The organism is Halobacillus sp. Marseille-Q1614, assembly GCF_902809865.1.
Classification (GTDB): domain Bacteria; phylum Bacillota; class Bacilli; order Bacillales; family Halobacillaceae; genus Halobacillus_A.
On the sequence record NZ_CADDWH010000001.1, the window covers coordinates 388,804 to 414,062 of the forward strand.

The following is a 25,259-nucleotide window of genomic DNA, read 5'->3' on the forward strand; positions in this document are numbered from 1 at the left end:
ACGAAATTATGAAATTAGGAGTATTTACTGTATTATTTTCCGACCTTTCTTTTGAAGAGATGCTGGATAAAGCTAAAGAGTCAGGGTTAAAAGCAGTTGAAATTGGTACTGGCGGCTACCCGGGAGACGCTCACTGTAAAGTGGACGATCTCTTAGAAAGTGAAGAAAAACGTAACGAGTACTTAGAAAAGGTCAGCAGCCGGGGCCTTACGATCAGTGCCTTCAGCTGTCACGGAAACCCAATTTCTCCTGATGAGAAGTTTGCGAAAGAATCACACGACGCTTTTGTAAAAACAGTAAAATTAGCTGGATTAATGAATGTTCCAGTTGTTAATACGTTCTCTGGTACTCCAGCTGGATCTGACAATGACACTACACCTAACTGGCCGGTAACTCCGTGGCCGGCAGAGTACTCCGATATTCTGCAGTGGCAGTGGGAAGAAAAGCTGATTCCTTATTGGAAAGAACAGGGGAAATTAGCTGAAGAAAATAATGTGAAGATTGGATTAGAGCTGCACGCAGGTTTTCTTGTCCATACACCTTTCACAATGCTTAAACTGCGCGAAGCCACAAGCCCAGCCGTTGGGGCGAACTTAGATCCAAGCCATTTATGGTGGCAGGGGATTGATCCAGTTGCAGCCATCAAGATTCTTGGCAAAGAAGGAGCAATTCACCACTTCCATGCAAAAGATACGTACATTGACCAAGAAAATGTGAACATGTATGGCCTGACAGATATGCAGCCATACGGTGAAGTAAGAACGAGAGCATGGAGCTTCAGATCTGTCGGGTATGGTCATGGAATCCAGGAATGGTCTAATATTGTAAGTGCACTTAGAACTTTTGGATATGATCACGTCATCAGCATCGAACATGAAGATCCAATTATGTCAATCAGCGAAGGTTTCAGCCAGGCTGTGAAAAATTTAAAAGCCGTTAATATAGAAGAACAGCCTGCTGAGATGTGGTGGGCGTAAGATCATAAGAAGGAGAGATGAAGATGGCCAAAGGTTTAATGGGTGGATTATTTGGAGTAAGTGAATGGATTATGAAGTTCTCATTGGGGAATCTTCAATGGGCCCTGTTTAATCTGCCTGTGGGTCTTCTTCTTCTCAGCTTATTGTCACTTGAAAACAGTGACCTTGGTTTTTATCTTTTATTCCCGCTTGGGCTGTTGACACCTTTTGTGTTCTTTCCTGCAACTGCCGCACTTTTTGCTAAGGCAAGAGAGTGGGTAAAAAAAGAAGAGGAAGGGAATAGAGAACAGTCTTATTTCAGTTACTATAAAGAAAACTATTTCAAAAGCATGACCGGCGGACTTGTCTTCGTTTTACTATGGAGCGTTCTCGCTGCGGATATTTACTATTTTTCAACTAGAAACTCTTTTCTAATGAATGCTTTTCTAATCATGGGAATACTCTTGTTTGTATGGACAATTAATTTTCTCTGCGTCCTTGTCCATTATGATATGAAGCTTCTTAAAGTGATTAAGCATTCGTTTGTAATTACGATAGGAAGTCCTATATTATTCGCCGCGATCGTGATTTGCAGTGGAATTATTTTGATGATCAGCCTGTATATTTTTCCGTTAATTATTCCACTTTTCACTGGATCGATCATTGCTTTTCTAACGTTTTCTGCTTTTTATCGAGTACATTTAAAAATAACGACTTCTGAACAGTAAAACAACCCGGATTCACGGGTTGTTTTTTATTTCTGATATAGTAAAGAAAAGGAGGAAGATAAAATGGTAACACCGATGGAACAGCGTCACCGTTTCCGTAACCAGCTGGATAGAGGGACGACCTCTGGTATGTGTGATAATTATTTGCAAGCAAATATGATTACTCTACCTAAAGAATATGCGTTTGACTTTCTCTTATTTTGCCAGCGTAATCCAAAACCCTGTCCCATTATTGACGTACTAGAACCAGGGCAATTTGAACCGCGAGTCGCAGAAGCAGATATACGGACAGACCTGCCGAAATATAGAATCTATAAAAATGGAAAGCTGGAAGAGGAAGTTCACGATATTCAGAAGTACTGGAGAGAAGATTTTGTAACTTTTTTAATCGGTTGCAGCTTTACATTTGAAAAAGCTTTATTAGATGATGGAATAAAGCTTCTTCATCAAGATCAGCAGCGTGTTGTCCCTATGTACAAAACAAATATCCCTTGTGAAAAAGCCGGCCGCTTTGAAGGTCATATGGTAGTTAGTATGCGGGCTCTCAAACCGGAAGAAGTAGAGCTTGCGGTTGAAATCACAAATAACTTTCAAACGTCTCATGGTGGTCCTGTCCATGTGGGCAGCCCAGAAGAGATCGGTATAATGGATCTTAATTATCCTGACTATGGGGAAAGCGTCGTTTTTAACAGGGAAGAACGAATTCCTGTATTTTGGGCTTGCGGAGTTACTCCACAAAATGTAGGTCTGCAGGCGAAACCGGAAATTATGATTTCTCACGCCCCCGGCCATATGCTTATTACAGATCAGCTGGAGGAAAATTAGGAATTGCGGCGTTGTCATAAAGCTAAATAAGTCTATGGAAAAAAGCTAACAGCTCCAGGTTCTTTAGAATCTGGGGCTTTTTGCATATTACATATATGAGTAAAGATTTGAGCAGGAGTATAGGAGGTGAACGTTTGATTACATTAATGAATTTGAGAGAATTTTACACGATAAGTTTGTTTGCTTTTTATTTTGTCTTTTGACTATGTTAATTTCTTGCAGGAGTCTCGCTGTCGTCCTTGCTATTATGGATAATGTCTGCAAGGTGGGGATTCTCGTTGAAAGAGAGAAAAAAAACTCGAAAAAATGCTCATGCATCCTGAATCTAAATAAAAAAGCCGATCTATAAGAAGGGTCGGCTTTTTACTCTATGTATCTATTATCTAGTTTTTCGTAGGACTCAATTAGCATCTCTTTATAACAAATATACAAATAAAGAGGAAGAAACAGAACTATTATAATACGACTTAAACTAATTGACAACTACCTCCCTGAGTACTCAAACCAGTGTCCGCCTAACATCATATCATTATATAAAATTCAAAGGTATGGGAAATAAGATATGAAAAATTGGAATTAATTTTCTGAAAATACACAGGAATTTGGTCTATAAATGTCGAGGACTTTTCGAAAGATCCCATTAATTTTATGAAAAAAGGAGTAAATAAGACGATTGCTGAGGATTACTAAGCTATGAGCTCTTAATTTGATAGAAGAATAGAAAAATAGGGGAATATGATATTATTCGAGATTATTCAGAATATTTACGTGATTAGCAATCTTTGAGATAATAAATATTGACTATAAAAGGGGGAGACAAGATGAAAAAACACAAATTAAGCTGGCTTTTATTAGGTATACTACTTTCTATCATCCTTGTAGGGTGTGGTTCATCAGAGTCAGAAGGTTCTGAAGGAGATGGTGGCGAGACATATACTGTAGCGACCGATAATAACTTCGTTCCTTTTGAATTCCTCGATGAAGAAACTGGTGAAATGACCGGGTTCGATATGGATCTAATTCGTGCGATTGCCGACGAAGCGGGTTTTGAAGTAGAGATAGAATCTATGAAATTCGATGGCGTAGTTACAGGAATGCAGACAGGTAAGTACGACATTGGTATTGCCGGTATGACTATTACTGAAGAGCGTGCAGAAACAATTGATTTCTCAGATCCTTACTACGATGCAGGTCTGATGCTTGCCGTTCAAGAAAGCAATACAGATATTCAATCAGAAGATGATCTAGCTGGTAAAAAGGTCGCCACACGTTCAGGAACGACGAGTGAAAGTTACTTAAAAGAGAATCATCCAGAAGCTGAAATAGTAACATTCCCTGGAATTGTAGAAGCTTACATGGATCTTCAAGATGGCCGCGTGGATGCCGTTATGTATGATGTGCCTAACGTTCAATACTATGTATCTAATGATTCAGGAGGCAAATTAAAAACGGTGGGAGATGTTCTGCAAGGTGAGCAGTACGGAATTGCTTTCCCTAAAGACTCTGAGTTAGTGGAAGATGTAAACGAAGCTCTTCAAACGCTAATCGATAATGGTACTTATGACGATATCTATGAAGAATGGTTCGGTGAGCGTAAATACGGTACTGAAGCAGAATAAACTTCACATGCAAGAAAGCGTAGCAGGTCTATGGCTTGTTGCGCTTTTTTATGACCAACCACTAAACATACTAAAGGCTGAGACATAAGGGGAGTTATTACTGATGGAAGCTTTCATGGAAAGTCACTATATGCGGGTAATGCCTTTTTTACTTGAAGGGCTCGTTTATACACTTCTCATCACAGGAGTGGGTCTATTCTTCGGGTTTATTTTAGGAGCTATCTTCGGGCTGGCCCGTTTATCGAAGAACAAATTAGTTTATGGAATTGCTTCTGTATATGTAGAAGTACTAAGGGGAACACCAATATTGGCACAAATCCTATTTATCTATTTCGGACTTCCGGACTTATTAGGATTTAATATTGATAAAATCACAGCCTCTATTATTGCAATTGCGGTTAACGCAGGGGCTTATATTGCAGAGATCGTCCGCGGGGCCGTTTATTCAATTGATAAAGGACAGTCAGAAGCCGGGAGATCTATTGGTTTAACAAAAGGACAAACAATGCGTTATATTATTTGGCCGCAAGCGTTTAAACGTATGATTCCGCCACTTGGCAACCAATTTGTTATCAGTTTAAAAGACACTTCTTTATTCTCCGTTATCGCGGTTGGGGAAATGCTCTATATGGGTCAGCAGTATTATGGACTAACATTTGCGGCGTTTGAGGCCCTTACGATGGTCTGTCTCATGTATCTGGCTATTACTGTACCAACCTCGGTTTATTTGCGACGGGTTGAAAGGAGACTGGATGTCTAATGATTAGTGTAAGAGAATTGCATAAATCCTTTGGAGACACTAAAGTCCTTAAAGGAATTAACTTAGAGGTCAAACCACAGGAAGTTGTCTGCGTCATTGGTCCTTCCGGTTCAGGGAAAAGTACTTTGCTGAGATGCTTGAACTTATTAGAAGAAGTGACCAGCGGGGATGTATTAATAGAAGGAAATAATTTGACTGATAAAAAGGTAAATATTAATGAAGTGAGAACGCGTGTCGGGATGGTGTTTCAACACTTTAATCTTTTTCCGCATATGACGGTTATGGATAATATTACGATTGGACCAAGAAAGATTAAAGGGAAAAAGAAAAAAGAAGCCGAAGACGAAGCAAGGCCGATTTTAGAAAAAGTCGGACTTGGTGATAAAGCTAATGTTTATCCTGAGAGCTTATCAGGCGGGCAAAAGCAAAGAGTGGCGATTGCCCGTTCATTAGCCATGAACCCGAAAATCATGCTTTTCGATGAGCCGACCTCTGCCCTTGACCCTGAATTAGTAGGGGACGTTTTAGCGGTTATGAAGGAGTTGGCCAAAGAAGGAATGACAATGGTCGTCGTTACCCACGAAATGGGCTTTGCCCGGGAAGTGGGCGACCGGGTAATTTTTATGGATGAAGGAATTATTATGGAAGAAAACGTTCCTGAGAAGATTTTCGGAGATCCGGATAATCCTCGTACTAAGGAATTCTTAAGTAAAGTTCTATAAGTTACGGAAGGCCGCTGTCAGGCGGCCTTTTTAGTTGTCTAGGAAATTATAAAATACCAAGCTGAGGATATATATGTTTAAAAGAGCGACATCCAGCTCCAGCACCCAGACACTCGCGTCATAAGCAATCCGCCCTGCGGAAAGGGGAGGCCACCTTCCTCCGGCCGTTTTGCTTATGCGTTTCGTGTCTACCAGGGCGCTTTAAGCCTCTGTTCTTTGTCGTATTAAGTCTGAAAAATAGGTGTAAACGTATAAATTCATATCAAACTATTTTATAATGGTAATACATAGAATTAAGGGGTTGTACGAATGAAAAAGAGAAAAGATTTACATAAGCCTAAGAGAAGAAAGAAATGGCTCTGGATTACCTTAACCGTAATTTTATTAATTGGAGTGGGGGTGGCAGTCTACGTTTACTCCATTTATCATAATGTGAAATCTACAGTTGATAATGAAATACACGAGTCAGTAACAGGGATTGATCGTGAAATAACGGAGAAAAAAGTTGAGGCGAAGGAGCCGTTAAATGTCTTGCTGCTCGGGGTTGATGAACGGGAAGGGGACCGAGGACGCTCGGATACGATGATTGTTATGACGTTGGATCCTGCGAATGAAAGGATGCAGATGGTGAGTATTCCTCGCGATACAAGGACTCAGATTGCCGGAAAAGGTATCGAAGATAAAATTAACCATGCGTATGCTTTTGGGGGGAGTGATATGTCCGTGAACACGGTTGAAAACTTTCTGGATATCGAACTTGATTATTATCTGCGTATGAATATGGAAGGTTTGGGACAGCTCGTTAATGCGGTTGGCGGTATTTCCGTTCATAATGATTTTGCTTTCGATTATTCTGGCAAGAGTTTTTCAGAAGGAGAGATTAACCTTAAGGGGGAAGAAGCTCTAGCCTGGGTACGCATGAGGTACGATGATCCTCAGGGAGATGCCGGCCGTAATGAAAGGCAGCGCCAGGTGATCCAAGGGATAATTGATAAAGGCGCTAATATGAATGCTGTTGGGAAAATAAATGAAGTAATGAATGTATTAGGGAATAATGTAGCTACTAACATGAAATTTGAGGATATGAGAAATTTAGTCACTAACTACAGGGCAGCTCGCAAGGATATTTCGACGTACCAAATGACAGGGCAAGGTACCAGAATTGATAACATCTATTATTTGCAGGTGCCACAATCTGAAGTGGAAAAAGCCCATGAGATGATTACAGAAGTCAGCTCATCATAATATTTCCTCGGAAATATTTGTCGGTTTTAAGCAGAATTAATGTCTCCTATACAGAGTTAGCTAGATAGAGGAGAGTCTCGCTGCTTGCCCTTCCCATTACGTGGAAAAAGGCGAAGGGTATCCTGCTCATGCGAGATCCTTAAGAGCTTAGACCCCGGGAAGAGGCCAATAGAACGAGAGAGAAAACTTATTAGGATAGGGTGAAGGGAAACGGTGAGACTCCTGTGGGAGGAAAGTACAGAGTGAGATCCCACAAGGCGAAAGCCTTAAGGAAGCTCACCGTACGCCCAAGGAAAGCGATCCGTTTCCCGAAGCCCTTTGCACTAACCTTTCAAAAGAAAAGTCGGTCGTCTAAAAAGCATGAGGTTTCTCTACAAGCTAAAAAAGGTCACTGGATTGCCAGTGACCTTTTTGTTATTCAAAGAGTTTAGGGATACCCTCAATCAGTGTGAAAACACCCATATAAGACATAGCAATTACAATTAATACTCCAAAGATGGTCATCCAAATCGGATGTTTGTAATTGCCGACGATACTCGATTTGTGGGCAGCTAATAACATTACGCCCAGTGCGATCGGAAGGATTAATCCGTTTAACGATCCTACTAATACTAAAATATTTACAGGCTGTCCAACAAATATAAAAACGATAGTAGAAATTGTTATAAATCCAATAGTTAAGTATCGGTGATTTTTTTCTAAAACCGGACTAAATGACCGGATAAAGGAAACAGAAGTATAAGCCGCTCCTACTACGGACGTTACGGCTGCTGCCCACATAACAACCCCAAACATTTTGTATCCAATATTTCCTGCAGCGAGCTGAAATACGGAAGCAGGCGGGTTATCTGGATTTAGTGCTAGTCCTTGAGATACAACTCCGAGTACGGCTAAAAATAAGAATACTCTCATGATCGAAGCTACACCAATAGCATAAACCGAGCTTCTCGTAACTTCCGGAAGAGCTTCTTTTCCTTTTAAGCCAGCTTCGATCAGTCTGTGGCCTCCGGCAAAAGTAATATACCCTCCAACAGTACCGCCGACTAATGTAACGATAGCCAGGAAGTCAATGGTATCGGGTGCAAAGGTTTTAACGGCGGCTTCTCCTACAGGCGGCTGAGCAGTAAACATGACGTAAATGGTTAAACCAATCATTAGAAAACCGAGGAATTGTGTAAAGCGGTCCATTACACGGCCAGCTTCTTTTACGGTGAAAATCCCTATCGCTAAAACTCCGCTGAGCAAGGCGCCGAGTTTAGGTGATATACCAAAAAGGACATTAGTACCTAACCCTGCTCCGGCGATGTTACCAATATTAAAAGCTAATCCACCAGCTACTACTAATGCCGCTAAAAAATACCCTAAGCCAGGCAACACGTCATTGGCGATATCCTGGGCTCTCTTCTCACTGACAGCGATAATTCGCCAAATGTTCATTTGGGCGCCAATGTCAATAATGATTGACATGAGAATGACAAAACCAAAGCTGGCTAGAAGAGTTTCGGTAAACACAGTGGTTTGAGTCAGAAACCCTGGTCCAATAGCGGAGGTTGCCATTAAAAAAGCGGCACCTATTAATATACTGCGGTTTGTATTTTTCAACTTTGTTTCCCACCTTTTGCTTATAAAATATTTTTAATTGAAGCTTTTTCAATTCCTGCCTCAGCCAGCGAGGAAGCGATGTTATCTGCGAATTCTAAAGCGGTCTGCCCATCCCCATGAATACAGATGGTTTGAGCCTTAATTTCAATATCGTGACCTTGGACTGTCTGAACTTTATTTTCTTTTACCATACGGATGACCTGATGAATTGCTTCTTTGGGATCTGTGATTAAGGCATTTTCTTCTCGACGGGAAGTGAGCGATCCATCCTCTTGATACGTGCGGTCAGAAAACACTTCGTTCGCTGATTTGAGACCGATATTTTCACCTGCTTTCACGAGTTCACTGCCCGATAAACCAAATAAAATAAGTTCAGGATCTACATCGTAAACAGCTTCTGCAATTCCTTTGGACAATTCAGCGTCTTTAGCGGCCATATTGAATAGAGCCCCATGTGGCTTCACATGCTGCAGATTTCCACCTTGTGCCTTTACGAATCCATAAAGAGCACCAATTTGATAAACAACGAGGTCATAAGCTTCTTGAGGAGAAATATGGATATTCCTGCGGCCAAATCCGGCTAAATCCGGCAGACCAGGATGAGCACCAATACCTACTCCTTTTTCTAGAGCCATCTTTACTGTATTTCTCATCGTGGATGGATCACCTGCGTGAAACCCGCATGCAATGTTGGCTGAAGTAATGAAGTCTAAAATTTCTTCATCACGTCCCAATGTATAAGCTCCGAAGCTTTCTCCCATATCACAATTAATATCTACTGAGTAACCCATGTTTATTCCTCCTTAGATTTATTGGAAATAGAACGTTTAAGGATATGAATATCTTGTTCTTGTTTTAATAGAGCACGCTGAGCATCTTCTAATGTGATCCTTTTAAACGATATCTGCTCTCCAGGTTTGATTTGACTTATGACCGGCAGCTCTACACTGGCTGCCTGCCCAATTTTTGGATATCCTCCAGTTGTCTGTCTGTCGGCTAGTAAAATAATTGGATTTCCATCAGGAGGAACCTGAATAGAGCCAAAGGCTACGGCCTCAGAAATTAATTCTTTTTTCTTTTTTAGGGAAAGTGAAGGTCCGTTTAAACGGTAGCCCATTCGGTCGGATTGAGAAGAAACTTTAAAGGATTCTTTGAAAAGAGATTCCTGACTGTTTTTATCAAACCAGTCATATTGAGGGCCATCAATAATCGAAACTACAGGGCGGGATGAATAATCCGGAATGATATCTTTTGCCACCATCCATCTGCTTTCTATAAAACCTTTTCCGCTTAAAGATTTCTTTCTTTCGTCTGAAAGAGCAGATCGAAAAGCTATTTCATCTCCAGAACTGAGCGCTCTTCCTTTAAAGCCGCCCAGCTCTGCCCGGAGATATGTAGATCGGCTTCCCATTACTTCTGGAATATCCAGACCGCCGGCAATGGCTAAATAAGCCCGGCATCCTGACTTTGGCTTTCCAAACTTAAGAGTAGAACCTCTTTCAATATAGACGGGTTTCCACATACTTACATTTTGATTATTCACTTTAGGGGATAGATCTCCGCCACATATTGAAAGAAGCGCGTCTTCCTCAAATTTAATTTCAGGACCGAGTAAAGTGACCTCAACAGTGGCTTCCTGTTCTTCATTACCTACAAGGACGTTAGCGATTCGGTGGGCATAAGTGTCCATGCTGCCGCTGGAAATCACTCCATACTTCTGGTAACCAGTTCGCCCTAAATCCTGAATGCTGGTTAACAATCCATCTTTAACTATCTTTAACATGCTGATGGTCCTCCCAGTTTTCATATTCTTCCTGTTCGATTACTTTAAACCGGATCCGGTCGCCTGCCTTCAAGAGACTCGGGGTTTCTTCCTCCGGCGTGAATAATTTTACAGGAGTTCGGCCGATCAGCTGCCAACCACCTGGAGTTTCAATTGGATAAACACCTGTTTGGTTTCCGGCTATTCCTACGGAGCGCTCTGGGATAGTCAGCCTAGGTGATTCTCTTCGTGGAGCTGCAATTTTTTCAGACATTCCTCCTATAAAAGGAAATCCCGGGGCAAACCCAATCATATAAACGATATACTCTCCAGACTGATGGATATCAATAACTTCTTCAGGAGAGAGGCCGTTATGTTTGGCGACAAATTCTAAGTCCGGACCAAAATCGCCTCCATAACAAACGGGGATCTCAATCGTTCGCGGTTCTTCCGTTTCTTTTTCGGTTACGGTGGAAAGTAATTCTTCCATGTAAGCTTTCGCTTGTTCATATGGAAAACTCGAATTTTTGAAATATAAAGGGTTGTAAAAAATAGTGACCGTCGTGAAAGCGGGGATGTATTCAACAACCCATTCAGGTGCGGATTCCTCAAGGGTCTGAGTTAAAAAGCGAACTTTCTTCTGGGCGTCATCGTTAATAGTTTCACTAAGTGTGACTACAACCGCTTGGTCTCCTAAAGGAGTAATCGTATAATCCAAATTTTCACCTCATATCGATAAAATTTTCAGAAACATACAGTAAATTATAGAGGAAGAAGATACAGGTGACAAATCGGTGAACAATACACAGATGAATGAAGTGATATACCATCTTACATGGGTAGGACTATATGCCCGGACTATAATTTTCAGCTTTTTTTGAATTTGTTGACGAGTTATGTTACAAATAGTTGGTATATGTTTTGCTGTAAAAAGGAGTGACCTATAGATGCAATCCAGAAAAGTAAGATATAGACGAAAACGTAAAAACGTTTGGCTGCTCGCTACTCTTGCTGTTTTCCTATTGATCGCAGGCGGAAGTGCTGCCTATCTCTATTCTATTTATAATAATGTGAAGTCAACGGTGGATGAGGATATTCATAGAGATGTAGATGGAATTGATATTGATCAAACACAGGAAAAAGTAAATAAACAGAACCCTATTAATATATTACTGCTGGGTGTTGATGAGAGAGAGAAGGATACAGGTCGAGCGGATACTATGATTGTTTTATCGCTGGACCCGGAAAATGACCGAATGCAGATGGTAAGTATTCCAAGGGACACGCGGACAGAAATTGCGGGCAAGGGGATAGTAGATAAGATTAATCATTCCTACGCCTATGGTGGAAGTGACATGTCTGTACAGACAGTTGAAAACTTTTTGGATGTAGACCTGGATTATTATGTGAAAATGAACATGGATGGTCTTTCCCAAATGGTTGATGCTGTCGGTGGTATTGAAGTAGAGAATGACCAGGCGTTTTCTCAAGGAGGACACGACTTTGACAAAGGAACATTGCAGCTTGAGGGCGAGGAAGCTCTCGCTTATGTTCGAATGAAAAAAAACGATCCTCAAGGTGATGCCGGGCGTAACGACCGCCAGCGCGACGTTATTCAGGGTACGATAAACAAAGGGGAAAACATAAATATCGCCAACAATATTGATGAAATGATGAACGTGCTTGGCAATAATGCTGCAACCAATATGAAATTTAAAGATATAAAAAATCTCGTGAAAAATTATCGCAGTTCCCGCCATGACATTCATACGTATCAAATGAAAGGAGAAGATACGTATATTAATGACATTTATTATATGAATATCCCAGAATCAGAGATTCAAAACACTAGAGAGAAGATCATTGAATATAGTAAAGGTTAATAAAAAAGTCCGCTAGATTATTAAACTAGCGGACTTTTTTATGTTATATTGTTGAAAAAGGCAGAGGGGTGGAAAAAAATGCATGAGATGAAAAAGATTGGTTTCATTGGAACAGGTGTGATGGGGAAAAGTATGGCGATGCGATTAATGGAGGCAGGTTACCCCTTACATATTTTTACGAGAACAAAGGAAAAAGCAGAAGAACTGATAACTGCAGGAGCCAGCTGGCATAACGAGATTACTGATGTTGCTGCTAACTCGGATATAGTCATTACAATGGTGGGGTATCCAAGCGACGTAGAAGAGGTTTACTTTGGGGAGAGTGGCTTACTCAACCACATCAATCCTCAAACACTGCTTATAGATATGACAACATCTTCTCCGGAACTTGCTGCAAAAATAGCCAAGGAAGCTAAAAGTAAACAAGCGGATGCGATCGATGCTCCTGTTTCAGGAGGGGATATTGGAGCACGTAAAGGAACACTATCCATTATGGCTGGTGGAGAAGAAGCGGCATTTCAAGAAGCACAGCCTCTCTTTAATGAGATGGGAAGCCAGACCGTTCTTCAAGGGCCAGCCGGGGCAGGTCAATACACAAAAATGTGTAATCAGATTGCCATAGCTTCGACAATGATTGGTGTTACAGAAGCACTTGTTTATGCAGAGAAAGCCGGACTCCATCCAGATACAGTACTTAAAAGTATCAGCGGTGGAGCAGCGGGAAGCTGGTCTTTAAGCAACCTGACGCCAAGAGTCATTAAAAGAGACTTCTCACCTGGGTTCTTTATCAAGCACTTCATAAAGGATATGAAAATTGCTCTTGATTCAGCTGAGAAACTGGATTTAGACCTTCCCGGCCTAAAGCTGGCAAAAAATATGTACGAGCAGATTGCAGAAGGTGGTGAGAATAACAGCGGGACCCAGGCGCTGTATAAATATTATAAGTAAAGCCGCCCTTTATTGAGCGGCTTTTTTACTTTGCTTTTTATTTAACTAAAGGCAAGGCCTTCTCGCTTTTACAGGCATACGATTAAGCTTCCTCTCAGCTAACAGAGCATGAAATTAAGATTCAGGCAGTTCATCCTCTTCATTCTCTTGATCATCTTGTTCCATTAACCATAGATTATAGTCATTTAAGTCTGTTCTTACTTGTTTGATCACTAAATTAAGGACATATACATCATCTACTAAACCAGCAATCGGAATAAAGTCTGGAATAGCATCTATTGGAACGACCAGGTATAATATTCCTCCAAGAATAGCTGTAATTGAACGTTTGGGTGCTTGGTCATAGTTTCCACGAATCCAATCCCTTACCATGGCGAACATCAGCTGTAAATCGTGCCATACTTCAGCTAACGGTCCTTCATTATCGAAAGCTTTATCAATTCCCTGTTTTAAAACCACTCTTGCTTTTTCGGGCTGGTTTACTAAATCGGATGCATTTTCTTTTAACTTGTCGAATAGTTGACGTGCTTTTTTCTTCTCTGTTGTCTGCATTGTAAATTCCTCCTATTTGATAAAAAACAGCGTTTTTTCTCTTTTCCTTTAAATAGTTTATACTAAACTATAATAGTATAGGAAAGGAGACTCAATTATGGCCAAAGTAGGAAGGAATGATCCTTGTCCTTGTGGAAGCGGAAAGAAATATAAGAAATGCCACGGAAAATCGAACCTTATTGAATTTCCCTCTAAAAGAGCAGCCGAAGACTTAGAACAGTATTTTCTTCAATTTCAAGCATATATGCGGGATTATTACCCCTACCTGTTCCCAAGCAAAAAACCCGCTTCCGAGGAGGAAGAGGTCCATTCCTTTATACGCTTGCTTTATAAAGGAATGTTTATGCCTCAAAAAGGAGGGGCCACCGTTTATCAGCGGTTTCTAAGAAAAACAGAAAAAAAGATTTCACGATCGGCAACAGAGATGATTCTAAAAGATTGGGAAACTGCTAAATCAAGTATTTATAAAATGACCGGTGTAGATCCTAAAGGATTTGTGTATGTGAGGGATTTGCTTCATGAAGAAACGTACAAGGTAGACAGAACACGTATCCCATTAAAGGATGAAGATTTAGACTCAGCTCCTTATTACACAGGGATCCTGCTAAACTGGGGAGATTTTTACAGGTTCAGCCCTATGGCTGTGCCTATAGAGCCTAATACGTATGAAATCTACCAGAAAAAGCTCGAAAAAGGATTTCAAGAGCAGACGTCCTATCGATCCTTGTCCGAATACTTCCACGAGACATTTTTAGAAGAGCACCTGCCTTTATGGATTTATTCCGAGGAGAAACTTAATCAGCAGGAGAGTAACAGAGAAGAATCTGACACCGAAATAGCTGTAATAGAAATTCTAAAGGCGAGTGTCGATCAGGAAGTAGTGAAGGACGGTTCCTATAAGGAACTTACGTTTCTTTGGGAAGAATTTTATAAAAAAAAGAAGCCTGCCTTAAGGAAGCCTGAAGTAATGGCAGCTGCCTTAGAATATTTTTATTATCAGTCCATTCATCCATCAACAGGTCTTTCTCAGAAGGATATCGCTCAAAAGTATGGGGTAAGTCCAACTAGTTTATCTAAATGGAATACTGAATTAGAAAGCTTCACTAAGAAGAACAATAAATACATTTATCAGTAACTCTTCATTCCATGTACTTCCAAAAATAAAAAACAGCTCAAGATACACTTGAGCTGTCATTTCTTATTTTTTTCGTGATCCTCTCATAATAAGACTAATAATAAATACGAAGATAGCAGCCCCAATCAGTGCTGGGATAATGGGAATGCCTGCCAATGAAGGGCCGAACGATCCTAATAATTCTCCGCCAATCCAGGCACCAACAATTCCCGCTATAATATTCCCTATAATTCCAAGAGGCATACCACGGCCGATAATAGCTCCAGCAAGCCAGCCAATTAAACCTCCGACTATTAAGTATAGAATGAATCCCATCATAGAACCTCCTCTAACGAAATGTAGTATACTCTTTTCCTCTTTTTCTTGCTCTGAAACATAAGTTCGTATTTTTGTTTTTTTATAGACAGAAATGTAATATAATAAAAATAACGGAATTACTGTAAGACTGAGTACTTATCTGCATCAATGTTTGTAATGTTAAAGAATTGAAACAGAAATGTAATATGAGATTTACTGTTTTTGGAGTATAGTAGTGGGTGAATATTTTTCTGGGGAAACGATGAATTGGATTTACACTCCCACAGGTTTAACGTGTTCATTATAAAGAAAAAGAAGTAGGGTCCGCTTCACAAAGCAGCTATCTTGAGACGGATATCTTCTTAGGGGGTACGGATGTGGATAAAATCAGCGAATTAGAAGAGAAAATAGAACAAGTTCGATTAAAAATGTATAAGTTTTATTCAGAAAACCCTACAGATCAACGTGTTTTAGAAGTATCTACTGAATTAGATCATTTATTAAATAGACTTAATGAAGCAACAAAAGTAAAAAGATAGATTCTCTAACTAGAAACCAATACCGGTTTTTAGTTTTTTTTCTTTCTAAAGGGAATGAGGAAGCGTTGGCTTAACACGGAAGAAAGCATAAATTAAACGGCCTCTGCATTTAAGGGGCCGTTTGATTAGATCCAAAGTTATTTATCATTTCACTCGTTTTATTTATTTCTTCCTCAGACATTTCAATTAAATACATACCGGAACTCGTTTTGCTGCTCCCTGACATTTGATAGGTGGTTGTACTTTTGCGGGCATTGCTATATTTAGTGGCGAGCTTCCTCATGTCTTCAAAGTCCATGTTCGTGCTTACATTATTTCCTAACACTTCCATGACGTCTCCGACTTGGTTAATCATATTAAGGCTCGCTCCTTTTTCGATAACGCCTTCAATCACTTGGCGCTGCCGGCTGTTCCGCCCTAAATCACCCTGTGGATCTTCTTTGCGCATGCGGACGTAAGAAAGGGCCTGGCTTCCTGAAAGAGTTGTCTGTCCTTCAGGGAAATGATACCCATCTTGTGTAAAAGCCAGTTCATTATATACAGTGATACCGCCAACTGAATCAACCAGCTGAGACAAACCTTCCATGTTCACCTTAGTAAAATAATCAATTTCTATATTTAAGAAGTTTTCTACCGTATTGACCGCCATATCACTTCCGCCGTAAGCATAAGCATGGTTAATCCGGGTAATCCGCCCATCGCCCATGATCTCTGCTTCCGTATCTCTAGGGATGCTCACGAGCTGCATCTGTTCACGATTAGGGTCAAGGGTCATCACGATCATTGTGTCAGATCGGCCTTTATCATTTTCGCGTTCATCAACCCCAAGAAGCAGGATATTGACAGGCTCTTCGTTTTTCACCTTTTCCTTTGCAGCCGCCGCATCAATTGAATCTATATCTTCATGGAGCTTATTGTTTACAGTACTCCTCACATCATTTAAAACCAATAATGCAAAAGCTCCCGCCGTAAGTACAATGGCTCCTGATATGACTAGCAAAACCTTCCACCAGCGGCCTTTTTTTGATTTAGATCTTCTTTTTTTACGGCTCATGAGCACCCACCTCTGTCTTAAAAATAGGCTTCCATTATCCCTATATTATACTTGTATTGGTGTAAAATGTAAAAGAATATTCTGTGAATTCATAAGTCATAGAATTATCATGTAGTATGATAGTATGAATGAGGAATAATTAATGAAAGTCAGGTGCTTTATTCTTGAGGGAAGTTATATTAATATTAGCTGAAATAGTGAATATCTTTCATGAACTGATCTGGGGAATTTCCAACAGCCTTGGGCTGAACTTAACTGATAAAGAATTACACTTTTGGGTAATTGGAATTTTAGGGATAATAGGTCTCTTATTTGTAGATTTAGTGTTTCATGCTATTTCTAAATGGAGCATTACCGCCATATCGTTTCTATTTACTTTCGCCGTGGTTCTCGTTTTTGTCTTTGCTGTTGAGATTCAGCAGCGTAATACAGGAGCAGGAAACATGGAATTTGCTGATGCGGCCTACAGCATTTTAGGTTTCTTAGCCTTTTGTATAGTTTATTTGCTTTTCAAAGGAATAGGCAGCTTAATTAAGCAGCCATAAAGAAAAGTCTCTTCTCTAATAATTGGGAAGAGACTTTTTTCTTATTTCAGCAGGTCGCCGTTATGGTCCATATAAATGGAGCGGATGATCGTTCGATTAAATGGATAGTTACAGGGGGTCCTGCCGTTTATATCTACGGTAATATTATAGATCCCTTCACCAAGAGTTGAAATTTGTTTAGAAGATGCTCTCATATTATCCCAGGTTGATTTGTGTGATGTATGTTGACTATTATGATAATGTTCCACTCTAATGGTGCTTGAAATCTGTTTTCCTTGTAAAAAGGCATGCATTTTTTTAAAAGTTAACTCCAGGCCGCTTACACTGGCAATGTTTAAGTCTAATTCTTTATTTAGACGGCTTTCAAAAAGGACGGATAACAAGTAATGGCTGTTTTTATTCTTAGAGGTAATGGTCCATTTTCCTTCAAGAGGGTTATTAACTGTGAGGAGATGATGGCAGCTCCCTTGAAAAATACTGCTGTCATCTATGTGGACCATAAAGTCAGCGGCTTTTTCTCCCCCGGGGGTTATTATGGTTAACTCACTATGCTTTTCTTCACTCATCCAATTAATGGTGATGGAATTCACTCCATCTTCTACATAAAAAGATTCTATTGCTTCTCCTGAACACTTTCCTCCACGAATGTAAGCACCCGCAGATGGAGGACTATCATAGGTAGAAGGGGGCTTCTGTAGGGATTCGGTGTTCTCATATAAGTAATCATGAAACAAAGGAAATGTCGAGCTTCCCTGCTGGATTTCATAATGGTTCCAGTCCCTGACTTCAATTTCTTCCGCATAAGAGAGTCTGGAACTTTCAACCGTTACAGCTCCATCATTTCTCCCGTAGCTCCTTAAGTACAAACCCCCCCAGTACAGGGCTGTGCCAAATGTGCCCCATCCTGTTCCAGCCAATGAATAAAACGGAACTTCGGTTACATTAGGCTGAGTGTCAGTTCTTTTTCGAAATAAGCTCATTGCACCCGTTTGTAATGAATAAGTGGCTTCATTTTTACCGCCGATAATTTCTGCCAGCCATCCCGCCCAGCTGCTATAGGCCAAGTCTGCCAGCTCGGCTCCATGATGGGGAGAAGAGAGGGTAACCACACTTCGCACATAAGGGGATGCCCCAAAATGGACAAGTGCGGTTTGTGAATCAATTCCACCCTTGCTATGCGCAACGATTATAACCCTTTCGCCAAAATGCATATAAATCTCTTGAAGCTGTCTGGCTAGAAGCTGGCCGTTATTCCACATATCGCTAGCGGGATAGAGGTCTGCATAAGCTGTTTGAAACCCTTGATTATAAGCGATGTCATCCATATCATTGTCATCCCTCCAAATATGTGATGATCCGTTTAAACCATGGATAAATACGATTGGGGATTTATTATAGTCGATAATAGATGGACTTTCTCCGGCGTACCACTCACCGGGAATACCGGGGGGGCCATCTTTGCCAGAACTGCCAGGATTTTTATAGGGAAAATGAGAAAAAGCGATATCCATCACTCTCCTAATTAATATTTGACTAAAAGCTGGGAGGAATTAGCGAATATACCATATCTCTTATTATCACCTGTTAGAAAAAAATGTAAAGGGAAGCAATGGTCCTATTTAAAAAGATCATAACCAAATCCCCTTCGCGAGAAAAAGAAGGGGTGGTCGAAATTCATGAAGTTTCTGTTCGTGAGAAAAGTTCAGAAAGAATTAGAGATATTGCACCAAGTGCTGTCGCCTGTTCGCCAAATTTAGAAAGAAGAACAGTAGTTTGTTTGGCCGATGACGTTATTGCTCTGCTTTGGATCGTTTCCTTTACACTGTTTAATAGGAAGTCTCCAGCTTTGGAGACACCTCCTCCAATAATGATTTTCGTAGGATTAATTGTATGGATAAGGTTAGTCAATCCTATTCCTAAATAGATACCGGCTTCTTTTAATACTTCCTTGCTTAAAGGATCACCTTCTAAAGCAGCTTCATAGATCATTTTTCCGTCGATTTTGTCTAAGTGACTGCCAACTCTGTCACGAAGAAGGCTTTCTTTCCCGATAGCTATTTCTCTAGCCGCGTTCTCCGCAATTGCCGGACCAGAAGCTAACGTTTGTAAACACCCGTAGTTTCCACAGCTGCATTTAGCCCCTCTGATATCTATCGTCATATGTCCGATCTCACCTGCAGTAGAGCCGTCTCCATGGAAAAGCTCTCCATTGATAATAATCCCAGCACCGATTCCCCGGCCAAGGTTTACAGCCACGATATTTTCTGAGCCGCTTCCATTTCCAAACCATAATTCACCGAGCACAAGGGCTCGTGCGTCATTTTCTACTCGTACTGTAATTCCAAACGCCTCTTCTAAAGTTTGTTGAATAGGAATATCTCTTAATTGCAGATTAGGAGCAAATAAGGAAACACCGTTCGCAACATCTACAACACCATGCATTCCTACTCCGATACCAATAATTTTTTCCTTGTCTACATCCATCAGATTTACTATGGCTCTCTTCATAAGCTCTAAAAGCTTTTCATTCGTCGAGGGCTTTATGATTTCCGAACGGCTCTCTTGAATAATCGTACCGTTTAAATCAGTAAGTACAGATTTAAGCTGGGTGGGACCGACATCAAGACCAATAATATAAAAGTTCTTGGCATTAATAACGAGCATCGTAGGTTTTCGCCCGCCCTTCGACTGCCCTTGTGCACTTTCAATAACCAGCTCCGTCTCCAACAGCTCTTTAACAATACTGCTGACAGTAGGAGGGGTCAATTTGGTTTCTTTAGCGATATCAGCACGAGAAATAGGGCCATCGGTACGAATTTTATTCAAGATAACGGTTCGGTTCAGAGATTTCATAAGTTGGAAGCTGCCTTTAACTTGCATTTCCATTCCTCCAATAATTACGGAAATTTTAAAATTAGTTTGTATTCTTCATATTTCTATAATAACATAAAAGATAGTTAATTTAATTAAGTAAGTTAAATCATTATAATTCGATGCAAAACGCTGCTGTGAAACGGTCAGATATAGCAAAAAAGATAGTAAAGGAGAGATAGAATGCAAATACAGAAAGTAAGGGAATTTATGGAAGGAAATAACTTTGATGGACTGCTATTAAGAAAAAGGAATAATTTTTCCTGGTTAACTGGAGGTAACTATAATCACATCGTTCAAACGACAGAATTAGGTGTAGCAGACTTATTGATAACAGCTGAAGAAGTGTATCTCATCACTTCTAAAATGGAAGAGCGCAGAGTTTTTGAGGAGGAGTGTTCTCAGCTGCCTTATCAGGTAGAAGTGTTATCGGATGACTGGTACGAGGATATAGAGAAAATAATCCACCAGGCGGGGGAAGGAAAAAGAATGGCAACTGATACTCCATTTAGCGACTGGGAGGTCGTTGATGAGGATCTAATGAAAATCAGATCTGTGCTCAGTGAACAAGAACAAGCGAACTACCGGGATCTTTGTCAGCGTGCAGCACATGCTGTTGAGGAAACATGCCGGGAAGTTGAGCCGGGTCAGACAGAGTATGAAGTTGAAGCTCACCTGGCATCCAAAGTACTTGCTCAGGGGATTCGTATTCAGGTGATTCTCGTTGCTACAGACGAGCGGATCTTTAAATATCGTCATCCTATTCCTACGAATAAACCACTTGAGAAGCAGGCGATGATTGTGCTTTGTGCGGAGCGTAACGGATTAGTTGCCAATGTTACCAGGTTCGTTCATTTCGGGGAGCTGTCAGATGAGATAAAAGCCCATAAAGAAAAAGCGGCCAGAATAGATGCCGCCATGAATGCAGCCACAAAGCCGGGAAATACGGCAGGAGATGTGATTAGAGCCGGTATTAAACAATACGAAGAAGAAGGTTTTCCAAATGATTGGAAACTGCTGCACCAGGGTGGATTAACGGGCTATTCTTCAAGAGAATTCCTAGCTGACCCACACACAGAATTTGTAATTAAAGAAAACCAGGCCTACGCGTGGAACCCCTCGCTTCCCGGTGTGAAGTCTGAAGACACAGTTCTTGTAAAAGGTAATGGAATCGAATTTATCACTCATACGAATAATTGGGTGTATCAGGATATTACAGTCGGCCAACAAAAATATCAAAGACCAGATATTCTAATTCGGTAAAAACTGTTGACAGAAAAATCTATTAATAGTAAATTGAGTTTAATAGTTACTTAATTAAATAATTTAATTAAGTTAGTTCTGGTTAATTAAGTCAGTCACTGTAGTGGGTGGTTTTAAGGTCCACTTACACTTTATATGGAAACGGATTCATTTATTTTGGAAGTTAGCAGTGAAAGTCAACACAAATATACGCAGAGGGTGACGAAATGAAGAAATTAAAAGATGTGTTTCTTGAACAATTTGGACAAGATGGTGATTTAACTCATTTTTATGCACCGGGTCGTGTGAATCTAATCGGAGAACACACGGACTACAACGGAGGTCACGTATTTCCTTGTGCCCTAAGTGTAGGTACCTATGCTGTCGCAAGAAAACGAAAAGATCAAAAGGTCAAGTTTTATTCGACGAATTTTTCTGAACTTGGAATAATTGAAACAAACCTAAAGGAATTAAAATATGAAGAAAAACATAACTGGGCAAATTATCCTAAGGGAGTAATTGCCGGTATTCAGGAAAATTTTGTGGACCTGCCCTATGGTCTTGAGATTGCTTTTTACGGAAATATCCCGAACGGTGCCGGCCTATCATCATCCGCTTCAATTGAGCTGGTAACTGGTATTGTAGTAAACGAGCTTTTTGACCTGAACATTGACCGTATTGAATTAGTGAAACTCTCTCAAAAAGCAGAAAACGAATTTGTAGGGGTTAACTGCGGAATTATGGATCAGTTTGCGATCGGTATGGGAAAGAAAGATCATGCCATTCTTTTAGATTGTGATTCTCTTAACTACACATATACACTGATCAAATTAGAAAAAGAAAAACTGATTATAGCTAATACTAACAAACGACGCGGCTTAGCAGACTCTAAATATAATGAACGCCGTCAACAATGCGAGCAGGCTTTAAGAGAATTACAGCATGAATTAAATATCGTTAGTCTTGGAGATTTATCGATTGATGAGTTTGAACAGAACAAGCACTTAATCAGTGATGATATCGTTACGAAGCGGGCCCGCCATGCGGTATACGAAAATCAGCGCACCATCCAGGCGGTAGAAAAGTTAAAACAAGGGAACGTTGAGGAATTTGGAAAGCTTATGAATGAATCGCACAAATCCTTACGCGATGATTATGAGGTTACAGGAAAAGAGCTCGACGCCTTAGCAGAAGCAGCTTGGAGTGAAGGCGCTATTGGAGCAAGAATGACAGGAGCAGGATTTGGCGGATGTACCATTAATCTAGTTCATGAAGAATCAGTAGAAAGTTTTATTGCTGATGTAGGCCGTAAGTACACCGAAGAAACCGGTCTTACCGCAGACTTTTATGTAGTAGATATTGGAGATGGTGCTAAAGTTCTTTCGGAGGTGGACGTATAATGACCGTATTAGTTTGTGGAGGAGCCGGGTTTATTGGCAGTCATGCTGTAGCTCAATTGCTGGATAAAAATGAATCAGTTGTAGTGTTAGACAATCTGCAAAAAGGCCATAAGAAAGCCATTTTAGAGGGAGCGAAATATTATAATGGCGATCTTCGTGATAAAGACTTTCTAAATAAAGTTTTTACAGAGAATAAATTAGATTCAGTAATTCACTTTGCTGCTGATTCCCTCGTTGGAGAAAGCGTAGAGGAGCCACTGAAATACTATGATAATAATGTGTATGGGGCGGTTTGTCTGTTAACGGCCATGGCGGAACACAATGTGAAAAGGATTGTCTTTTCATCTACAGCCGCAGCCTATGGGGAAGCCGAACGTATGCCGATCCAGGAAACCGACCCTACGGTCCCGACAAATCCTTACGGGGAAACGAAGCTTGCTATTGAGAAAATGCTGAAATGGACAGAGCAGGCTCATGGAATTGAGTATGTAGTGCTAAGGTATTTTAATGTTGCAGGGGCAGATCCTGAAGGAAGAATTGGAGAAGATCATCGTCCGGAAACACACTTAATTCCTATTATTCTGCAGGTGGCACTTGGAGATCGGGAAAAAGTATATATATTCGGTGAAGATTATGAAACCAAAGACGGAACGTGTGTAAGGGATTATATCCATGTTACTGATTTGGTAGATGCACATCTTCTTGCGATTTATCATTTAAAAGAAGGAAAAGGAAGCGCCACTTATAACCTGGGAAATGGAGAAGGTTTTACAGTTAAAGAAGTCGTTGATGCAGCGAGACGTGTCACGGGCCGCGATATTCCCGCAGAAGCAGCGCCAAGACGGGCGGGCGACCCTGCTCAGCTGGTGGCTTCTTCAGAGAAAGCGATTCGCGACCTTGGCTGGAAGCCTAAATACTCAGATTTGGATACGATGATTGAAACCGCCTGGAATTGGTTCAAAAAGAACCCGAACGGCTATGAGGATGAAGTATAGAAGGGAGGCGGCAGATGTGGAAGTAAATATCTATAGGGAAATTGACCGGCTGATTAACTACGGACTGGATAAAGAACTTATCTCAGTATGGGATATCGATTATGTGAGAAATTCTATTTTAGATGTGTTTGAACTGAGTGAATATCAGACAGCTGTGGTAGAAAAAGAAAAGCTTGAAAATCCTGTACCTATTTTAGACCAAATGCTGTTCTATGCGATTGAGAAAAAATTGCTTCCAGAGGATTCGATTACTCACCGGGATATCTTTGATACAAAGGTAATGGACAAGCTCATCCCTGCACCTAAAGAAGTGATCCAGACATTTTATCAAAAGTATCAGACAGAGAGTGTTGAACGTGCAACGGACTACTTTTATCAACTCTCTAAGGATTCTAACTATATTAGGACAAATCGAATTGCGAGAAATGTGCATTGGTACAGCGCAACATCTTATGGGGATCTTGAAATTACGATCAACTTATCGAAACCGGAGAAAGATCCAAAGGCAATCGCAGCAGCTAAGGCGAATGCTTCTATCTCCTATCCGAAATGTCTCTTGTGTAAAGAGAATGTCGGTTATGCTGGCCGTCTCGATCATCCGGCGAGGCATAATCACCGTGTGATTCCGATGGAGCTTGAAGGGGAGAGGTGGTTTCTGCAGTATTCACCGTATGTTTATTACAATGAACACGCGATCGTCCTTTCAAAGGATCACCGTCCTATGAAGATTTCTAAGTGTGGGTTTGACCGCCTTCTTGATTTTGTAGAACAGTATCCGCATTACTTTGTAGGTTCTAATGCTGACCTTCCAATTGTTGGCGGATCAATACTAAGCCATGATCATTTTCAGGCAGGACGCCATGAGTTTCCTATGGCAAAAGCGCCGATGGAGGAAACATATAGTTTTGAAAAGTATCCAGGGATAACCGTCGGAATTGTGAATTGGCCGATGTCTGTGTTAAGGATTCAGGGGCAAAACCGTCGGCAGGTGGCAGAGCTGGGAGAAGAGATTTTAAACAACTGGAGGGAATATTCGGATGAAAGTGCCGAAATTCTAAGCCGGACGGAAGGTACGGATCATAATACGATCACGCCTATAGCGCGGATGAGGGAAGGGAAGTTTGAGCTTGACCTGGTTTTAAGAAATAATCGTACAGATGCAGATCATCCATTAGGGATTTTCCATCCTCATGAAGAAGTTCACCATATTAAAAAGGAAAACATCGGACTTATTGAAGTAATGGGCCTTGCTGTTCTTCCAGGCCGACTGGTGGAAGAAATGGAAGCGGTTGGGCGTTATTTGCTCAATGACGAATTAGAAACAAAAGGCCGGGCTGATGAAAAAACAGCCAAACACGTGGACTGGGCCTTAAGAATCAAAGAAGCAGAACCGGAATTGAATGAAACAAACATAGAAAGCGTGTTACGCAGGGAAATAGGAAAGACCTTCTCTACGGTATTAGAACACTCCGGCGTATTTAAGCGAACAGAAGCCGGAAAAGAAGCTTTCATTAAGTTTATTAAGAGTCTAAATGAATATTAATTAAGAAAAAGACCGCCAGTTTTTCCTGGCGGTCTT

Annotated in this window: 24 protein-coding genes and 1 pseudogene; 16 read left to right on the forward strand and 9 right to left on the reverse strand. The window is 40.7% G+C overall.

From position 1 onward, the window contains the following. Positions 1-8 precede the first annotated feature (8 nt). The 7 genes and pseudogenes from HUS26_RS01850 (at position 9) to HUS26_RS01880 (ending at position 6,855) form a co-directional block, all read left to right on the forward strand. Complete coding sequence (locus HUS26_RS01850) at positions 9-977, forward strand: sugar phosphate isomerase/epimerase (protein WP_173915540.1); 969 nt, start codon at positions 9-11, stop codon at positions 975-977. Positions 978-1,000: 23 nt separating this feature from the next. After that, positions 1,001-1,684 (forward strand): YesL family protein, encoded by a 684-nt coding sequence (locus HUS26_RS01855; protein ID WP_254434117.1) that lies wholly within the window; start codon positions 1,001-1,003, stop codon positions 1,682-1,684. A 60-nt stretch (positions 1,685-1,744) separates the two neighbouring features. Continuing rightward, a pseudogene (locus HUS26_RS01860) lies at positions 1,745-2,509 on the forward strand (putative hydro-lyase); the annotation flags it as partial. 821 nt (positions 2,510-3,330) lie between these two features. Further along, positions 3,331-4,128, forward strand: coding sequence for a glutamine ABC transporter substrate-binding protein (locus HUS26_RS01865; protein ID WP_173915543.1), 798 nt, complete (start codon positions 3,331-3,333; stop codon positions 4,126-4,128). Between the two features lie 103 nt (positions 4,129-4,231). Then, positions 4,232-4,888: an amino acid ABC transporter permease gene (locus HUS26_RS01870; RefSeq protein WP_173915544.1), complete on the forward strand. Its 657-nt coding sequence runs from the start codon at positions 4,232-4,234 to the stop codon at positions 4,886-4,888. Continuing rightward, a complete protein-coding gene (locus HUS26_RS01875; RefSeq protein ID WP_173915545.1) occupies positions 4,888-5,610 on the forward strand; it encodes an amino acid ABC transporter ATP-binding protein in 723 nt (240 codons plus the stop codon). Before HUS26_RS01870 ends, HUS26_RS01875 begins: the two co-directional genes overlap by 1 nt. Before the next feature lie 309 nt (positions 5,611-5,919). Next, positions 5,920-6,855, forward strand: a complete 936-nt coding sequence (locus HUS26_RS01880) for an LCP family protein (RefSeq protein ID WP_173915546.1) — start codon at positions 5,920-5,922, stop codon at positions 6,853-6,855. A 414-nt stretch (positions 6,856-7,269) separates the two neighbouring features. Here HUS26_RS01880 and HUS26_RS01885 read toward each other — a convergent pair whose 3' ends face one another. From HUS26_RS01885 to pxpB, 4 genes are all read right to left on the reverse strand, one after another. After that, positions 7,270-8,412: an NRAMP family divalent metal transporter gene (locus HUS26_RS01885; RefSeq protein ID WP_173918710.1), complete on the reverse strand. Its 1,143-nt coding sequence runs from the start codon at positions 8,410-8,412 to the stop codon at positions 7,270-7,272. A 65-nt stretch (positions 8,413-8,477) separates the two neighbouring features. Continuing rightward, a complete protein-coding gene (locus tag HUS26_RS01890; protein WP_173915547.1) occupies positions 8,478-9,248 on the reverse strand; it encodes a LamB/YcsF family protein in 771 nt (256 codons plus the stop codon). 2 nt (positions 9,249-9,250) lie between these two features. Further along, the gene (locus HUS26_RS01895; RefSeq protein WP_173915548.1) at positions 9,251-10,240 is read right to left on the reverse strand and encodes a biotin-dependent carboxyltransferase family protein; all 990 of its coding nucleotides are present in this window, start codon (positions 10,238-10,240) and stop codon (positions 9,251-9,253) included. Next, on the reverse strand, positions 10,224-10,937 hold the full coding sequence (gene pxpB / locus HUS26_RS01900) for a 5-oxoprolinase subunit PxpB (protein ID WP_173915549.1): 714 nt from the start codon (positions 10,935-10,937) through the stop codon (positions 10,224-10,226). The genes HUS26_RS01895 and pxpB overlap by 17 nt, the downstream gene beginning before the upstream one ends. Positions 10,938-11,166: 229 nt before the next feature. Between pxpB and HUS26_RS01905 the strand changes: the two genes are divergently transcribed. Then, positions 11,167-12,102 (forward strand): LCP family protein, encoded by a 936-nt coding sequence (locus HUS26_RS01905; protein WP_173915550.1) that lies wholly within the window; start codon positions 11,167-11,169, stop codon positions 12,100-12,102. An 87-nt stretch (positions 12,103-12,189) separates the two neighbouring features. After that, positions 12,190-13,050: an NAD(P)-dependent oxidoreductase gene (locus HUS26_RS01910; protein WP_173918711.1), complete on the forward strand. Its 861-nt coding sequence runs from the start codon at positions 12,190-12,192 to the stop codon at positions 13,048-13,050. Between the two features lie 114 nt (positions 13,051-13,164). On the opposite strand, the gene HUS26_RS01915 is transcribed toward HUS26_RS01910, so the two are convergent. After that, the gene (locus tag HUS26_RS01915; protein WP_173915551.1) at positions 13,165-13,602 is read right to left on the reverse strand and encodes a YkvA family protein; all 438 of its coding nucleotides are present in this window, start codon (positions 13,600-13,602) and stop codon (positions 13,165-13,167) included. Between the two features lie 97 nt (positions 13,603-13,699). Here HUS26_RS01915 and HUS26_RS01920 point away from each other — a divergent pair, with 97 nt between their 5' ends. Continuing rightward, the gene (locus tag HUS26_RS01920) at positions 13,700-14,737 is read left to right on the forward strand and encodes an SEC-C metal-binding domain-containing protein (RefSeq protein WP_173915552.1); all 1,038 of its coding nucleotides are present in this window, start codon (positions 13,700-13,702) and stop codon (positions 14,735-14,737) included. Positions 14,738-14,800: 63 nt separating this feature from the next. Here the strand turns inward: HUS26_RS01920 and HUS26_RS01925 are convergent, their stop codons facing one another. After that, entirely contained in the window at positions 14,801-15,052 is a 252-nt protein-coding gene (locus HUS26_RS01925; RefSeq protein WP_173915553.1) for a GlsB/YeaQ/YmgE family stress response membrane protein, read from the reverse strand. 359 nt (positions 15,053-15,411) lie between these two features. Between HUS26_RS01925 and HUS26_RS01930 the strand changes: the two genes are divergently transcribed. Further along, on the forward strand, positions 15,412-15,573 hold the full coding sequence (locus HUS26_RS01930; protein WP_173915554.1) for an aspartyl-phosphate phosphatase Spo0E family protein: 162 nt from the start codon (positions 15,412-15,414) through the stop codon (positions 15,571-15,573). 109 nt (positions 15,574-15,682) lie between these two features. Here HUS26_RS01930 and HUS26_RS01935 read toward each other — a convergent pair whose 3' ends face one another. Further along, positions 15,683-16,627, reverse strand: a complete 945-nt coding sequence (locus HUS26_RS01935) for an LCP family protein (protein WP_173915555.1) — start codon at positions 16,625-16,627, stop codon at positions 15,683-15,685. Between the two features lie 164 nt (positions 16,628-16,791). Here HUS26_RS01935 and HUS26_RS01940 point away from each other — a divergent pair, with 164 nt between their 5' ends. Continuing rightward, positions 16,792-17,172, forward strand: coding sequence for a hypothetical protein (locus HUS26_RS01940; RefSeq protein ID WP_173915556.1), 381 nt, complete (start codon positions 16,792-16,794; stop codon positions 17,170-17,172). A gap of 41 nt (positions 17,173-17,213) precedes the next feature. On the opposite strand, the gene HUS26_RS01945 is transcribed toward HUS26_RS01940, so the two are convergent. Beyond that, positions 17,214-18,683, reverse strand: coding sequence for a hypothetical protein (locus tag HUS26_RS01945; protein WP_173915557.1), 1,470 nt, complete (start codon positions 18,681-18,683; stop codon positions 17,214-17,216). Between the two features lie 163 nt (positions 18,684-18,846). Continuing rightward, on the reverse strand, positions 18,847-20,052 hold the full coding sequence (locus HUS26_RS01950; protein ID WP_173915558.1) for an ROK family transcriptional regulator: 1,206 nt from the start codon (positions 20,050-20,052) through the stop codon (positions 18,847-18,849). A gap of 174 nt (positions 20,053-20,226) precedes the next feature. On the opposite strand from HUS26_RS01950, the gene HUS26_RS01955 reads away from it, so the two are divergent. The 4 genes from HUS26_RS01955 (at position 20,227) to galT (ending at position 25,223) form a co-directional block, all read left to right on the forward strand. Continuing rightward, positions 20,227-21,306 (forward strand): Xaa-Pro peptidase family protein, encoded by a 1,080-nt coding sequence (locus tag HUS26_RS01955; protein ID WP_173915559.1) that lies wholly within the window; start codon positions 20,227-20,229, stop codon positions 21,304-21,306. A 206-nt stretch (positions 21,307-21,512) separates the two neighbouring features. Next, positions 21,513-22,685: a galactokinase gene (locus HUS26_RS01960; protein WP_173915560.1), complete on the forward strand. Its 1,173-nt coding sequence runs from the start codon at positions 21,513-21,515 to the stop codon at positions 22,683-22,685. Next, positions 22,685-23,680 carry a UDP-glucose 4-epimerase GalE gene (gene galE / locus HUS26_RS01965; protein ID WP_173915561.1) on the forward strand — a complete coding sequence of 332 codons (996 nt, stop codon included), beginning with the start codon at positions 22,685-22,687 and terminating at the stop codon, positions 23,678-23,680. Before HUS26_RS01960 ends, galE begins: the two co-directional genes overlap by 1 nt. Further along, positions 23,670-25,223, forward strand: coding sequence for a UDP-glucose--hexose-1-phosphate uridylyltransferase (gene galT / locus HUS26_RS01970; protein ID WP_173915562.1), 1,554 nt, complete (start codon positions 23,670-23,672; stop codon positions 25,221-25,223). The genes galE and galT overlap by 11 nt, the downstream gene beginning before the upstream one ends. Positions 25,224-25,259 lie beyond the last annotated feature (36 nt).

Coding starts and splice junctions, on each gene's coding strand:
- HUS26_RS01865 (WP_173915543.1), top strand. CDS start 3,331: ATGAAAAAACACAAATTAAGCTGGCTTTTATTAGGTATACTACTTTCT.
- HUS26_RS01855 (WP_254434117.1), top strand. CDS start 1,001: ATGGCCAAAGGTTTAATGGGTGGATTATTTGGAGTAAGTGAATGGATT.
- HUS26_RS01955 (WP_173915559.1), top strand. CDS start 20,227: ATGCAAATACAGAAAGTAAGGGAATTTATGGAAGGAAATAACTTTGAT.
- HUS26_RS01935 (WP_173915555.1), bottom strand. CDS start 16,627: ATGAGCCGTAAAAAAAGAAGATCTAAATCAAAAAAAGGCCGCTGGTGG.
- HUS26_RS01850 (WP_173915540.1), top strand. CDS start 9: ATGAAATTAGGAGTATTTACTGTATTATTTTCCGACCTTTCTTTTGAA.
- galE (WP_173915561.1), top strand. CDS start 22,685: ATGACCGTATTAGTTTGTGGAGGAGCCGGGTTTATTGGCAGTCATGCT.
- HUS26_RS01920 (WP_173915552.1), top strand. CDS start 13,700: ATGGCCAAAGTAGGAAGGAATGATCCTTGTCCTTGTGGAAGCGGAAAG.
- HUS26_RS01885 (WP_173918710.1), bottom strand. CDS start 8,412: ATGGCAACCTCCGCTATTGGACCAGGGTTTCTGACTCAAACCACTGTG.
- HUS26_RS01915 (WP_173915551.1), bottom strand. CDS start 13,602: ATGCAGACAACAGAGAAGAAAAAAGCACGTCAACTATTCGACAAGTTA.
- HUS26_RS01890 (WP_173915547.1), bottom strand. CDS start 9,248: ATGGGTTACTCAGTAGATATTAATTGTGATATGGGAGAAAGCTTCGGA.
- galT (WP_173915562.1), top strand. CDS start 23,670: ATGAAGTATAGAAGGGAGGCGGCAGATGTGGAAGTAAATATCTATAGG.
- HUS26_RS01950 (WP_173915558.1), bottom strand. CDS start 20,052: ATGCAAGTTAAAGGCAGCTTCCAACTTATGAAATCTCTGAACCGAACC.
- HUS26_RS01870 (WP_173915544.1), top strand. CDS start 4,232: ATGGAAGCTTTCATGGAAAGTCACTATATGCGGGTAATGCCTTTTTTA.
- HUS26_RS01925 (WP_173915553.1), bottom strand. CDS start 15,052: ATGGGATTCATTCTATACTTAATAGTCGGAGGTTTAATTGGCTGGCTT.
- HUS26_RS01875 (WP_173915545.1), top strand. CDS start 4,888: ATGATTAGTGTAAGAGAATTGCATAAATCCTTTGGAGACACTAAAGTC.
- HUS26_RS01880 (WP_173915546.1), top strand. CDS start 5,920: ATGAAAAAGAGAAAAGATTTACATAAGCCTAAGAGAAGAAAGAAATGG.
- HUS26_RS01960 (WP_173915560.1), top strand. CDS start 21,513: ATGAAGAAATTAAAAGATGTGTTTCTTGAACAATTTGGACAAGATGGT.
- HUS26_RS01910 (WP_173918711.1), top strand. CDS start 12,190: ATGAAAAAGATTGGTTTCATTGGAACAGGTGTGATGGGGAAAAGTATG.
- HUS26_RS01905 (WP_173915550.1), top strand. CDS start 11,167: ATGCAATCCAGAAAAGTAAGATATAGACGAAAACGTAAAAACGTTTGG.
- HUS26_RS01895 (WP_173915548.1), bottom strand. CDS start 10,240: ATGTTAAAGATAGTTAAAGATGGATTGTTAACCAGCATTCAGGATTTA.
- HUS26_RS01945 (WP_173915557.1), bottom strand. CDS start 18,683: ATGGATATCGCTTTTTCTCATTTTCCCTATAAAAATCCTGGCAGTTCT.